General features: G+C 61.3%; 11 protein-coding genes. 5 read left to right on the top strand and 6 right to left on the bottom strand.

What is annotated here, in order from left to right; all coding sequences use genetic code 11:
- The first annotated feature begins 198 nt into the window (after nucleotides 1-198).
- The 3 genes from NKF25_RS19625 to NKF25_RS19615 all read left to right on the top strand — a co-directional run bounded on the left by NKF25_RS19625 (nucleotide 199) and on the right by NKF25_RS19615 (nucleotide 2,946).
- Nucleotides 199-1,668 (top strand): ATPase domain-containing protein, encoded by a 1,470-nt coding sequence (locus tag NKF25_RS19625; RefSeq protein WP_253228328.1) that lies wholly within the window; start codon nucleotides 199-201, stop codon nucleotides 1,666-1,668.
- Entirely contained in the window at nucleotides 1,665-2,033 is a 369-nt protein-coding gene (locus NKF25_RS19620) for a response regulator (RefSeq protein ID WP_253228327.1), read from the top strand. The genes NKF25_RS19625 and NKF25_RS19620 overlap by 4 nt, the downstream gene beginning before the upstream one ends.
- Nucleotides 2,034-2,199: 166 nt before the next feature.
- Nucleotides 2,200-2,946, top strand: coding sequence for a ribonuclease H-like domain-containing protein (locus NKF25_RS19615; RefSeq protein WP_253228326.1), 747 nt, complete (start codon nucleotides 2,200-2,202; stop codon nucleotides 2,944-2,946).
- A 362-nt stretch (nucleotides 2,947-3,308) separates the two neighbouring features.
- Here the strand turns inward: NKF25_RS19615 and NKF25_RS19610 are convergent, their stop codons facing one another.
- Nucleotides 3,309-3,947 carry a cyclase family protein gene (locus NKF25_RS19610; RefSeq protein ID WP_253228325.1) on the bottom strand — a complete coding sequence of 213 codons (639 nt, stop codon included), beginning with the start codon at nucleotides 3,945-3,947 and terminating at the stop codon, nucleotides 3,309-3,311.
- 151 nt (nucleotides 3,948-4,098) lie between these two features.
- On the opposite strand from NKF25_RS19610, the gene NKF25_RS19605 reads away from it, so the two are divergent.
- Together NKF25_RS19605 and NKF25_RS19600 are read left to right on the top strand one after the other, a co-directional pair.
- The gene (locus NKF25_RS19605; RefSeq protein ID WP_253228324.1) at nucleotides 4,099-5,574 is read left to right on the top strand and encodes an ATPase domain-containing protein; all 1,476 of its coding nucleotides are present in this window, start codon (nucleotides 4,099-4,101) and stop codon (nucleotides 5,572-5,574) included.
- Nucleotides 5,567-5,947, top strand: coding sequence for a response regulator (locus NKF25_RS19600; RefSeq protein WP_253228323.1), 381 nt, complete (start codon nucleotides 5,567-5,569; stop codon nucleotides 5,945-5,947). Before NKF25_RS19605 ends, NKF25_RS19600 begins: the two co-directional genes overlap by 8 nt.
- A 497-nt stretch (nucleotides 5,948-6,444) precedes the next feature.
- Here NKF25_RS19600 and NKF25_RS19595 read toward each other — a convergent pair whose 3' ends face one another.
- The 5 genes from NKF25_RS19595 to NKF25_RS24490 all read right to left on the bottom strand — a co-directional run bounded on the left by NKF25_RS19595 (nucleotide 6,445) and on the right by NKF25_RS24490 (nucleotide 11,956).
- Entirely contained in the window at nucleotides 6,445-7,185 is a 741-nt protein-coding gene (locus tag NKF25_RS19595) for a DUF6293 family protein (RefSeq protein WP_253228322.1), read from the bottom strand.
- Between the two features lie 271 nt (nucleotides 7,186-7,456).
- A complete protein-coding gene (locus tag NKF25_RS19590; protein WP_253228321.1) occupies nucleotides 7,457-8,950 on the bottom strand; it encodes a hypothetical protein in 1,494 nt (497 codons plus the stop codon).
- The gene (locus tag NKF25_RS19585; RefSeq protein ID WP_253228320.1) at nucleotides 8,947-10,227 is read right to left on the bottom strand and encodes a DUF58 domain-containing protein; all 1,281 of its coding nucleotides are present in this window, start codon (nucleotides 10,225-10,227) and stop codon (nucleotides 8,947-8,949) included. Before NKF25_RS19585 ends, NKF25_RS19590 begins: the two co-directional genes overlap by 4 nt.
- On the bottom strand, nucleotides 10,224-10,898 hold the full coding sequence (locus NKF25_RS19580; protein WP_253228319.1) for a hypothetical protein: 675 nt from the start codon (nucleotides 10,896-10,898) through the stop codon (nucleotides 10,224-10,226). The genes NKF25_RS19585 and NKF25_RS19580 overlap by 4 nt, the downstream gene beginning before the upstream one ends.
- On the bottom strand, nucleotides 10,895-11,956 hold the full coding sequence (locus tag NKF25_RS24490) for a DUF4129 domain-containing protein (RefSeq protein WP_253228318.1): 1,062 nt from the start codon (nucleotides 11,954-11,956) through the stop codon (nucleotides 10,895-10,897). Before NKF25_RS24490 ends, NKF25_RS19580 begins: the two co-directional genes overlap by 4 nt.
- Nucleotides 11,957-11,990 lie beyond the last annotated feature (34 nt).

The raw sequence follows: 11,990 nt of genomic DNA, 5'->3' as shown, positions 1-11,990 counted from the left end.
CCTTCCGGCGGATACTGTCTCGTTTTCGTGCGTTTTCATCGGCAACCGTGTCCTGCGAGTTCCGATATTCCTCCTGTGATCTATTCACTCTCCCACGTTTTTACATCGAGATTCGGATGAAGCGTGTGCTTGCTTGCGATTTGTTGCTCTCACGCCCAATAGAGATATATGTCTATTACAGCGAGTATGTAATAGAGTATGACTCTCAGTCCACCGAAGCGAATATCGACCGGTGTGGATGGACTGGACGAGATACTGCACGGCGGAATTATACCGGGACGGAGCTATCTCGTTCGGGGCGATCCAGGTACAGGAAAGACGATTCTCGGCATTAACTATCTCACTACGAACCCGGACGATACCGTCATGTTCGTCAACTTGGAGGAGTCGGAACATGACATTCGGGAGAACGCGGCGACGCTCGGCATCGACCTCGGTGCCGTGAACTTCCTCGATTTGAGTCCCGACTCGGACGTGTTCGTCGACGACCAGTCGTACGATATCTTCTCCCCCAGCGAAGTCGAACAGGAACCGCTCACGCAGGCGATCACGGACCGCGTCGAAGCCATCGAACCCGACCGGGTGTTCATCGACCCGCTCACGAAACTTCGTCATCTCACGTCCGGTGAGTATCAGTTCCGAAAGCAGGTCATCGCGTTCATGCGGTATCTGAAAGAACAGGGTGCGACGATTCTACTCACGTCGGAAAACACGGAGAACTCGCCGGACGACGACCTCCAGTACATGACCGACGGTACCATCGAACTCAGGCGCTCGGAGCGAGGTCGAACCATCAGCGTGCCGAAGTTCCGCGGTTCCTCGATTCGGGAAGGAAGACATTCGATGCGAATCGAGGAAGGTGGGCTCGCCGTCTATCCCGAACTGACGACCAACGAGCACGACAGCGAATACGTCGCGGAACCGATTCCGTCCGGCGTCACCGAGATCGACAAACTGCTTCACGGTGGGCTCGAACGCGGGACGGTCTCCGTCCTTAGCGGACCGACTGGCGTCGGGAAGACCACTGCCGGAACGCAATTCATGAAGGAAGCCGCCAGTCGTGGCGAGCGCTCCATCATCTACATGTTCGAGGAATCCACCGAGACGTTCATGCGGCGGAACCAAGCCATCGACATCCCCGTCGGGGAGATGATGGAGGAGGGGACGCTCTCGGTCGAGGAAGTCGAACCGCTCGATCACTCCGCGATGGAGTTCGCCAGGAAGGTCCGTCGCGAGGTCGAGGAAAACGACATCAGCATCGTGATGATAGACGGCCTGCAGGGGTACAAACTGTCCGTCAGTAGTGAGGACGACCAGATGCTGGTTCGCAAGCTCCACACGCTCTCGCGCTATCTCAAGAACATGGGCGTATCCGTTATTCTCGTGGACGAAATCGACACCGTCACCGGTGAGTTCCGCGCGACCGAGGCGGGTATCAGCTATCTCGCCGACAACCTCGTCTTCCTCCGGCACCTCGAAATCTCCGGCGAGATGCGCAAGGCCATCGGCGTCCTGAAAAAACGCACCAGCGACTTCGAGCGGACCCTCCGTGAGTTCCGCATCACCGAACACGGTCTCGAAGTCGGCGAACCGCTCACCGGTCTCCGAGGCGTCCTCTCGGGTGCACCGGAGTGGATCGAGGACGCACCGAGACTCGATGATGAATGACCGACGCATCACTCGTGCTCGTTTTGAGCAAAAACGAGCGCAATCAATCCCTCCTCACCGACCTCGTCAACGAGGAGGGATGTGAAACCAGGCCCGTCTCGACGGTCGAGGAGTTCGACAACGTCCTTCGGGGCGAGGATTCCATCACCATCGCCGTTCTCGACACCGAAGGGTACACCGCCGACCTCTGGAAGCGGTGTGACTACCTGAACGAACGCGACATCCCGACCGTGGTTCTCACACCCGAAACCCCTCCACACGTCCGCCGCGAAGCCATCAGTCGCGGCGTTCGCTCTATTCTCGAAAAGCCGGTCGACACGGCCGATCTGCGGGCGACGATTCGCGGCATGCTCACGACGACGTAAGGAGTTCGGCGTCATCGCCTCGCTCGTCTCTCTCGCCGCACTCGTTTCGTTCGTCTCTCATCTCTCGTCGCACTTGTCTCTCGCCGCACCCGTTTCGCTCGCCGGGTCGGTCGTTCCCGTCCGCAAGAGACAACGCCTTTAACCGTCTCGGCATATCCTTCGGTCGATGCGAATCGAGAACAGTTTCATTCCCGTCCGCGGGGTGGGCGAGAAGACGGAGCAGAAACTGTGGCGAAACGGCGTCACCCACTGGGACGAGTTCGACCCGTCCCACGTCGGGAGCGCCACGGGCGACCGAATCGAGTCGTTCATCGCCACCGCGAGCGAGCACCTGGACGACGGCAACTCCGCCTTCTTCGCCTCGGCCTTTCCCTCCAGCGAGAGCTGGCGGCTGTACGACAACTTCCGCTCGAACACCTGCTTCTTCGACATCGAGACCACCGGCTTGAGCCACTTCTCCAGCGTCACAACCACCGTCAGCCTCCACCGCGACGGCGAGACGAAGACTCTCGTCCGCGGCGACGACCTGACCGCCGAAGCCCTTCAGCGTGAACTCGGCGAGTCGGACCTCGTCGTCTCGTTCAACGGCAAACGCTTCGACCAACCGTTCCTCGAACACGAGTTCGACCTCTCGCTCGACACGCCGCACGTCGATCTGATGTACACCTGCAAGCGCCTCGGTCTCACGGGCGGCCTGAGTGCCGTGGAGTCCTCCCTCGGAATCTCCCGCGGCGGCATGGACATCGGCGGCGAGGACGCCGTTCGCCTCTGGCACCAGTACGAAGCGGGCGACGAGGAGGCACTGGAAACCTTGATCGAATACAATCAGTACGACACGCAGAACTTGGAATCGATTCTGGAACACGCCTGCGACGAACTCCACCACGACGTCTTCGCCCAACACGTGGAATAACGGGTTGTTCGGTGGACTTCGTGTTCGATTTCGACTGCGCGTGAATTCCGGTTTTGATCGTTCTGCGATTGCAGTTACTGGAGGGGGATTTCGTATCTCAAAGGCTCGTCCGTAAGGCTCGTCCGTGCCACACGGCGCGCGTGAGAAACGCGCGCGAGGGATGAGCGACGCCGTGACCGCAAGGAGCGGCGGAGGGAATCGGTTGGGGTGGGTGTGGCGGTTGCGGTAGCGGTATGATGCGGCTCGGTTACTGAAATCAAAGCAAACCTAACCACCTCCCTTCGAAGCGAGTGGGTTGGAGGCTTTCAAACTCGTTGTGACGTTGCGCCAGTACTTTTCAGTAGGTTCCAGTACTGATCCTCTCACCATTCCGCGACGGCACGAACCGGCCCACCATCTGCATCCGCCACGGCTAGCGGAAACGCCGAGAGCCGAAACCGCTCGGGAAGCCCGTCCAGATTCGTCAGGTTCTCCAGGATGAGGTGGTCGCTGCCGAGGAGTGCGTGGTGGGCGGGGATGCCGTCGGGTTCGTCGTCGCGGGCGTTTTGGGTCGGTGTGGAGTCCACGTTGAGGGCGTCGATACCGACGTGGCAGTCGTTATCGACACACCACGCCGCGGCGTCGGCCGTGAGATACGGGTGGTCGAAGTAAGCGTCGGTTCCCCAGTGGGCGTCCCACCCGGTGTGGAGGACGAGCAGGTCCGCGTCGGCCGGATTCGGTAACGCGCCTCGGTCGATGGGTTCGCGTGGACCCTTGCCCCGGCAGTCCACGAGACGGGCCTCGAACGCGAACGTCTCGATGGAAAACGAATCGAGGGTCCGGCCGTCGGGTTCGGTGTGGCTGGGTGCGTCGATGTGTGTCCCGCTGTGGGTTCCGAGTTCGAGGCTGGTGACGCGGTAGCCATCCTCCTCGTGGGTCGCGTGCGGGGTGCACTCGACGTGCGGGTCGCCGGGGTACACCGTCGTCGCGGGGGTCAACGGATGAGTACAATCGCGGAACATGTTCGTTCGATTCTCGAACCCGTGTGATAAAAATCTCGTCGCCCGACTACTCCACTTAAACCACTGTATTATTACCACCCGTCGTTCGATTACAGGTTGTATATTTCGATAGAAATATACCCCCTCACTGGACATCTACAGCAACGCGCGTATGAGTGATTCCAAACTGACAAAAATTTCGACTGGAACACCGGGTCTCGACGAGATTCTTCGGGGTGGGTTTATTGCGAAACGAAGTTATCTTCTCCGGGGCGATCCCGGGACGGGCAAAACGATTCTCGGAATGAAGTATCTCACGGAAGGTGTCGATTCGGACGAGACGGTACTGTTCGTCAATTTGGAGGAGTCCGAGGACGACATCCGTGACAACGCTTCGACGCTCGATATCGGTCTCTCCGACGTTCATTTCCTTGATTTGAGTCCTAACTCGGACGTGTTCGTGGACGAGCAATCGTACGACATCTTCACGCCCAGCGAAGTCGAACAGGAACCGCTCACACAGGCGATTACGGACCGCGTCGAATCCATCGACCCGGATCGGGTGTTTATCGACCCCCTCACTCGACTTCGTCACCTCACGTCCAATGACTACCAGTTCCGGAAGCAGGTCATCGCGTTCATGCACTACCTGAAGGAACAGGGTGCGACCGTCCTGTTCACGTCACAGCACAGCGATGAGTCGTCCGACGACGACCTTCAGTACATGACCGACGGTACCATCGAACTCGAACACACCGCACACGGACGGACGATCAACGTCCCCAAATTCCGGGGGTCGTCGGTCAACGAGGGCGACCACGCGATGCGGATTCAGGACGGCGGTATCGCCGTCTATCCCGAACTCACCCCGGGCGAGTACTCCAATGAGTTCGAACTCGACGCCATCTCCTCGGGCGTTCCCGAGGTGGACCAACTGCTCAACGGCGGGTTCGAACGCGGGACCATCACCATCCTTAGCGGACCGACCGGCGTCGGGAAGACGACCGTCGGGACGCAGTTCATGAAGGAGGCCGCCGGACGCGGCGAGCGGTCGGTCATGTACATGTTCGAGGAGACGCTGGAGACGTTCCGCGAACGCAGCCAAAATATCAACATCCCCGTCAAGCAGATGGAAGAACAGGGGGCACTCACTGTCGAGGAGATGAAACCGCTCGACTGCTCGGCGACCGAATTCGCCTATCGAGTGCGGAAGGACGTCGAGGATAACGACACCAGCATCGTCATGATCGACGGCATCGACGGCTACAAACTCTCGCTTCGGGACGACGACGACCGCGTGTTGGTTCGCAAACTCCACACGCTCTGTCGGTACCTGAAGAACATGGGAATCACCGTCATTCTCGTGGACGAAATCGACTCCGTCACCGGCGAGTTCCAGGCGACCGAGGCGGGAATCAGCTATCTCGCCGACAATATCGTTTTCCTTCGGCACCTCGAAGTGGCGGGTGAGATGCGCAAGGCAATCGGGGTCCTGAAGAAACGCACCAGCGATTTCGAACGGATGCTCCGCGAGTTCCAGATAACCGAACACGGACTCAAAGTCGGCGAACCGTTGGACGAACTCAGCGGTGTTCTCTCCGGTTCTCCAGATTGGGCGCGAGGACGATCGGAGACGAATAATGGGTGAAGCGGCCCTCATCCTCGCGCTGGGAAAACGAGAGCGAAACCTCGAACTGCTTGCCGACCTGCTCAAGAACGGCGGCTACGATGTCGAAATAGCGACCAGCATGGGTGAGTTCGACGAACTGCTCGAACAACGCGACGACGTGGCCCTTGCCGTCCTCGACGTGGACGGTTTCACCGAGGACATCTGGAAACGGTGTGAACAACTCAACGCCCGCGACATCCCTATGCTCGTCCTCGCCGCACAGATTCCACCCGCAATGCGACAGAAAGCGGTCAGCCGCGGCGCACAGACCATTCTCGAAAAGCCGGTCGACAAGGCGGATTTACAGGCGACGATACGCGGATTGATGGAATACATCCGGATGAATCGCTGACCGGTCACTTCGCTCGATGCGCTTTTTGGCTTACCGCTCGAATTCTACACCATTCGCCGTCGATTTCCACACTTCCGTTTCGAATAGTCACGACGTTCGAACCGTCGAAGGAGAAAGGATGACGAGCCGTTTTGCGACCCACCGGGAACCATTGGGGGCGGGAGGGTGAGTGGGCGGGAGCGGGATGGGGGGGTTGGGATGGAGGCTGTCGTGGAACCGCGGGCGGCACGGGACCACGGGCGATGAGGGCCGAAGCGCGGTCGTTAGGGGGAACGACCGGGGGTGGTGGGTCGCTACGTCGTCATCGATTATTTCTATATCCGATACCTAATTCAGTACTTCCATCTTACTATCAATAGCAACGTTACTGTCGATAGTATCAACACACTTCATACTATTCTATATATCCGTACTTTCCGTACTCGCCTCGTTCGTAACACTCCGTTCGTCGTCCTTCCTGCACGCCGAACGTCCCACGACCACGTTCCATCTCGTCGCTACAGTTTATGCCGAAACGCGCGGAGCACGTCGTGTCCGGTGTCGGTCAACGTCACTTGCTTTTGACGTCCGACTTTCCGAACCTCGATGTAGTCGTCCCGTTGCAGTGGGTCGATGATGTTCGCGTTCAACAGGGCGAACTTCGCCTTGTCGTTCGCCGGATTACTGTCCGCGATGAAGGAGAGTCCCGCCTCTTCGGAGTACCCGATAATGTCCTTCTTCTTCGGCGTGTACACCTCCGTATCCGACTCTTGGAGGTAGTTCATCACCGACACTTGATCACGTGTCGGCGATTCGATGGGGTAGGTCGGGAGCACTTCCTCACCCGTGTACCCGTAGCTTTGCCGTTCTTCCCTGTCCGCGTGGGCGTACCCCTCGGGATGGACGTAGTAAGCCGTCGCGTCCGTCGCCATACAGGCGATTGCCGCGCCGACGGCGGAGAGTTTCGACCCGCTCGCGACGTTCACGCGAACGATGTCGTCCTGGTGTTCCGAAACCAGCGTCGTGACGATTCCCAACACGTCGTAGATATCCATCAAATCCACCGTCCGCGACCGGACATCGATCCCTTCCGCTTCGAGTTCGTCCTTCAACGCGTCGTGGTAGTCCGGCCGGTCGGATTCGGGACTGTCGTGTTCGAGGAGATAGAGGATGTCCACCCCGTGCTCCTGAACGGGTCCCAAGATTCGGTCGTATTCGAACCCGAGCGGAGCGATATGTACCTCATCGATGGATTGCATAGCCGATTTCTTTGCGTGAAACTCGTTAAAACCGCTAGATTTTCGTCCCGCCTTCCGTTCGAGTACCACCAACTCGCGGCGAAATTTATGACAAAATAGTCAATCGTCATCAAACCAAGATGCACCGATGACTTGAGTAGATAAATGAGAATCTAGTCACGTCACGTATCGAATCGAATCCGCGACTCATCGAGCGGTTGTCCGCGAGCGAGTCGGGGGAACCGAGGCCAGTTGGAACTCTTCTTATATAATCGTATAACTGGAATTCTCGTCACCGCGTGTCCGTCGCCTCCACGTCCGTCGCAAGCAGGAGGGTGAACGAGACGACCGCGACCAACAGCAGGACGAGCGCGAGATACCCACGCCACGAACTGGTCGGCAGTGACACCGGTCCGACGAACGATAACGTTCCGACAGCGAGACCGATCCCGAGCACAGCGACGAGCAGTCCCCCTGTCGCGTGGGCTACCTCACCACGGCGCGTCTCTGCGGTCCGCCCGATCTGGAGTCCGACCTCCGCCGCGTGGTCGCCCACGTCCCGGACCACGAGGGCGGCACCGACGGCACAGAAGACGATGACCGGGGCCGCTCCGAGTTCGGCGGCGGCGAGTGCGCCGATGAACAGCGCCGCGCCGCCGAACGCGAACCCGCTCGCCGAATCGAGCGCGACCCACGGTCTGACCGCCAACACCGCGAACACCTGCACCAACACGAGCAGAATCAACACGCCCGCAACGCTCCCCGCGATGACCGTCGCCGGACCGAGTTGCTCGACCATTCCCCAGGGCTCGATGGTCGCGAGCGTCGATCCGACCGACGGGACGAACGTCGATACCGCTCCGACGAGTCCCGCCAACGCGACGCCGCCGATACCACCGGCCGCAAACGCGAGCGTCTGGGGCGGTTCGTCACCCATCCACGCGATGATGACGTGTTGTGTCCCCCGCGCGGCGAGGATTACCAGTTCGAACAGGATGATAGCACCGACGACCGCTTGAAGCACGCCCGAACCGAACACCGACCGGATTACGTCCCCGAGCACGGACAGCGACGCCAGTAGCCTCGCGAACCAGCGCGGTCCCCATCCGGAATACACGACGATGATCTGTATCGCGAGGAACGCCCAGTACGCCACCGGGACCGTTTCGAGTCGGAAGCCGAACGGTTCGAGGATTCGCTGCCGGAGTCGTGCCTTCGCCGGAAGCCAATCGTCCAGTATTGGGACCACCCAATGGAGCAGTTCGACGGCCGCCAAACAGCCGATCTGCAGGGCGATGATCATCGCCAGCGTGCTCGACGTGGCAGCGTTGACGATGACCAGACCGCTGAGTCCGCCGAGCGTCCTGAAGAGACCACCGTGGATGCACACCCCGAGGGCCGTCCCGACGACGAGCACCGCGGTGGACCGCCGAAGCATGAGGTACACCGGAAAGCCGACGCTCGACGAGAGGTCGACCCTCGCGTTGAGTAGTACCGCCGTCATTCCGAGTCCGAGCAGGAGCGAGAACAACGGCGGCGTCCCGAGTCCGGTGGAGGCCGTCAGTGCGATCGCACCGCCGACGATCGCGAGGCTTCCGGCCGCTCGGCGTTCGTTCTGCTTCGACTGCATCCCGTTCGCGCCCAGTGCGATGCAGACCGCACCGACGACGCCCGCCGCGACGCTGACGAGGTTACCCGTTCCGACGCCGAGCAGAATCACCGCACAGACCGCAACGACGCTCGCCAACGCGCCACCGAAGCGCGTCGAACCGTGATTCACGCTCATGCGGACCTCCTCGTGCTCTTCGAGACGGCCGCCGCAAGCGGTTCGTCGGGCGACCAATCGATCGCACGGAGTCCGCTCCGTCGCACCTCGTTCAACCGTTCCGCCCGCGCGAGACTGGACACCGTCCCGCCCGGCGTTTCCGTTCCGGTCATGTTCGGGCTGACGACGGTCACCGCGTGGCCGTGTGCGTCGAACCGTTTTGCGACAGTGACGGCCATGTCGTCGGCCAGCGGTGAGAGGAATATCACCTGCGTCTCGGAGGACAGACGTTTCCGGAGGCGCTTGAACCGCGACTCCCGTATCCGTTCCTCACGCCCGGTTCCGAAGAGTCCGCTTCCGCTCGTCGTCTTCCGGGGCGTATCGATCTCTTCGAGTTCTTGACGGACACGAGCGACCTGCTCACGGCCGCCATCGGGCGCGAGAAACAGGGGTTGTGGGCCGTACAGAGCCAATCCGACGAGATCGTTCTGTCGGACGAGCGCGGCCGTCATCCGCTCGGCCGCGTACCCGGCAAGGTCGATGGCGTTCGGCTCCCCCGACCGGCGAGCGATACAGGCCTTCGATCGGGCGTCGATGAGGAGCAGGACCGACGCGGACCGACTTTCGCGGAAGTTCACCGTCGTCAGCTCTTGGGTCCGCGCGAACCGCTTCCAATCGATTCGGCTCATCGGGTCGGCGGGACGATACTCCCGTGTCGAGTGGAACTCGATACCTTCGCCGCTCGCATCGGTCTCGATGTGTCCCGGCATGGAAGTGGTCAATTGCGACAGCGGCATGTCCTCGACGTACGTATCACACGTTATGGTCATCGGCAGGTTTCGCTCCTCGCGGGCGTCGGCCGTCCCGCTCATGGATTTGGCCACGAGCGTCGTCGGTTCGAACTCGTGTGCGCCACGCTGGGCGCGAATCGTGTACGAGAACGAAACGGTTTCGCCCGGCCCCACACTCGTCCCGTGGCGCGGCGACCCGTCCACGACGCCGAGTTGTTTCGGAACGCCGTCCACGATACGGAGGTCCGGGACCGCACGGTCGCCGTAGTTCTCGACGGTTATCGTCACCTGCACGTCCTCGCTCGGGCGGGGGGATCGCTCGCTCACCGCTCGGTCGACTTCGACCGTGATATCCGGCGTTCTGGACATGAACTGGTAGGCCGCGTAGACGAATCCGATGACGGCCGAGAGGAACATCACGGTGTTTCCGGTGACGACGCCCGCCGCACCGGCGAGCAGCGCGACCGTCATTCCGGCGTTCAACCGCGGGCCGTTCCCATCGCTCATCGTGACTCCCCTCCGTTACGAGTTCGGAGTTCCGAAACCGCCCGCTCGGCGCGGCGGTCGAACGTCTCACCACGCGCCCAGTCGCTGATTCTCGTGCGAAGCGGAATGGACGCGTTCGACGCGCCGAGGAAGGCCGCCGCACGCGGGTCGTCCGTCCACGACCCCGCTTCGAGTCGCTCGGCCGCTTCCTGTTTGGTGTCTCCCTCTGCACGGAACGTTTCGATCGCGGCTCTTCGAACGTGACGCCGCGCAGTCGCCCGGCGACTGCGCCGCTCCCTGGCTTCTATCCCGAGATCTTCGGACAGTCGGAGTCCGTCGTCCACGTCGGACCCGGTCGTCCGCTGTTCGTGGAAGTGCGCTTTCTCGGGTTCGGTTCTCGGTTGCCAGATGACCTCCCGCTCGTCCACAACGCCGTCTTTCAGCGACCAGATGGCGAGCACGCCGCCCGCGCCCGCGAGGAGGAAAATCGTTATCGGTCTCGCGATCCAGCCGACCAACGGCCTGACCGTGGCCTCCGGTACGACTTGCGGGACGAAGACGACGAGGAACGCACAGGCCAGCGAAACGATACCGCCCGCGAGCAGGATTCGCTCGCGGCTTTGATCGGTTCGGAACAGCCGTCCGACGTGCCCGGCAGCGCGTCCGATGGCACGTCCCACGAAACGCATCATTCGTCGTCCTCCCTGAACCGTTCGATCCTGTCGATCGCGGTGCGGGCCAATTTCGTCCGCTTCCCGGACGCCGGGAACCTCCCGTACCTGACTTCACGGAACGCATCGGTCAACTGGCGAACCGCATCTGCCGGGTACCCGCGGTTCATCGCCACGCGTGCGTACTCCGCGGGGGTCGTGGTTCGCCGACGCCTGACCGGGAGACGTTCGATCATCGATTCCCACGCCTCCTCGATACTCGGCGGTCCCCGTTCCTCGGGCTCCGGCGGGGCGGTTTCGTGGCTCGTCGTTCGTCGTTTCGATTTCCGGTTGGACCCGCCGAAACTCGGCCGTGAGAGGACCTTCGGTATCGAAAAGAGGCCGCTTCCGACGCTTCCGACGGAGAGCAACGCCCCGCCGAAGCCCCGTCCGAGGATCGAGAACGTTTCCGCGATTGCCGACCCGAGACCGACGGTCCCGGCCGAGAGACCACGGCCGAGTTCGGCTAACAGACCGAACGCGTCGTCGGTAAGTCGCGGAATCGACGCGGAAAACCCGACGACGAGACCCATCGTTCTGGCGGGAATTTTCCCGAATAGTTCGCCGATGGGGACGCCGCGAATCACGAGCGGTATCGCGCCACCGCCACCGACGCGAACCGTCCCGGTACGGAATCCGGCGAGGAGGAACCCGACGAGGCAAAGGAGGGCGACGCCGATTCCTTCGAGGATCGTTTTGAGCAGGTCTCCTCCGCCGGCCGAGGGGTGGTGACTGGCTCCCGCTCCGGCGTTCGTCGTCGTAGTCGTCGTTGTCGATTGGCCGTTTGAGTCGCCGTTCGAGTCGCTGCTCGTCGTCTGGGCCGCTGTCGTCATCGCATTCGATTGCTGACCGGTCGTGGTTCCGGCCTCGACGGTCGAGTGACCGCCGTGGCCGGTCCCACCCGAGTTACCTGCACGACTTCCGCCTCCCGGACCGGCGGGATACGACCCGAACCCGGTCGCCGGAAACAGGGACGCGCCGAAGATAACTGCGAGGACGCAGAGGGCGATGAGGGCGGCGCGGAGATGATTACGGTCCACTGCTGTTCGGGTTCTTTCTCATCCGGCAAATATC

This window comes from Haladaptatus sp. AB643 (assembly GCF_024136975.1).
GTDB lineage: Archaea > Halobacteriota > Halobacteria > Halobacteriales > Haladaptataceae > Haladaptatus.
This window is presented reverse-complemented; position numbering and strand designations above follow the sequence as displayed.

Coding starts and splice junctions, on each gene's coding strand:
- NKF25_RS19620 (WP_253228327.1), top strand. CDS start 1,665: ATGACCGACGCATCACTCGTGCTCGTTTTGAGCAAAAACGAGCGCAAT.
- NKF25_RS19580 (WP_253228319.1), bottom strand. CDS start 10,898: ATGATGCGTTTCGTGGGACGTGCCATCGGACGCGCTGCCGGGCACGTC.
- NKF25_RS19615 (WP_253228326.1), top strand. CDS start 2,200: ATGCGAATCGAGAACAGTTTCATTCCCGTCCGCGGGGTGGGCGAGAAG.
- NKF25_RS19605 (WP_253228324.1), top strand. CDS start 4,099: ATGAGTGATTCCAAACTGACAAAAATTTCGACTGGAACACCGGGTCTC.
- NKF25_RS19590 (WP_253228321.1), bottom strand. CDS start 8,950: ATGAGCGTGAATCACGGTTCGACGCGCTTCGGTGGCGCGTTGGCGAGC.
- NKF25_RS19625 (WP_253228328.1), top strand. CDS start 199: ATGACTCTCAGTCCACCGAAGCGAATATCGACCGGTGTGGATGGACTG.
- NKF25_RS19610 (WP_253228325.1), bottom strand. CDS start 3,947: ATGTTCCGCGATTGTACTCATCCGTTGACCCCCGCGACGACGGTGTAC.
- NKF25_RS19600 (WP_253228323.1), top strand. CDS start 5,567: ATGGGTGAAGCGGCCCTCATCCTCGCGCTGGGAAAACGAGAGCGAAAC.
- NKF25_RS19595 (WP_253228322.1), bottom strand. CDS start 7,185: ATGCAATCCATCGATGAGGTACATATCGCTCCGCTCGGGTTCGAATAC.
- NKF25_RS19585 (WP_253228320.1), bottom strand. CDS start 10,227: ATGAGCGATGGGAACGGCCCGCGGTTGAACGCCGGAATGACGGTCGCG.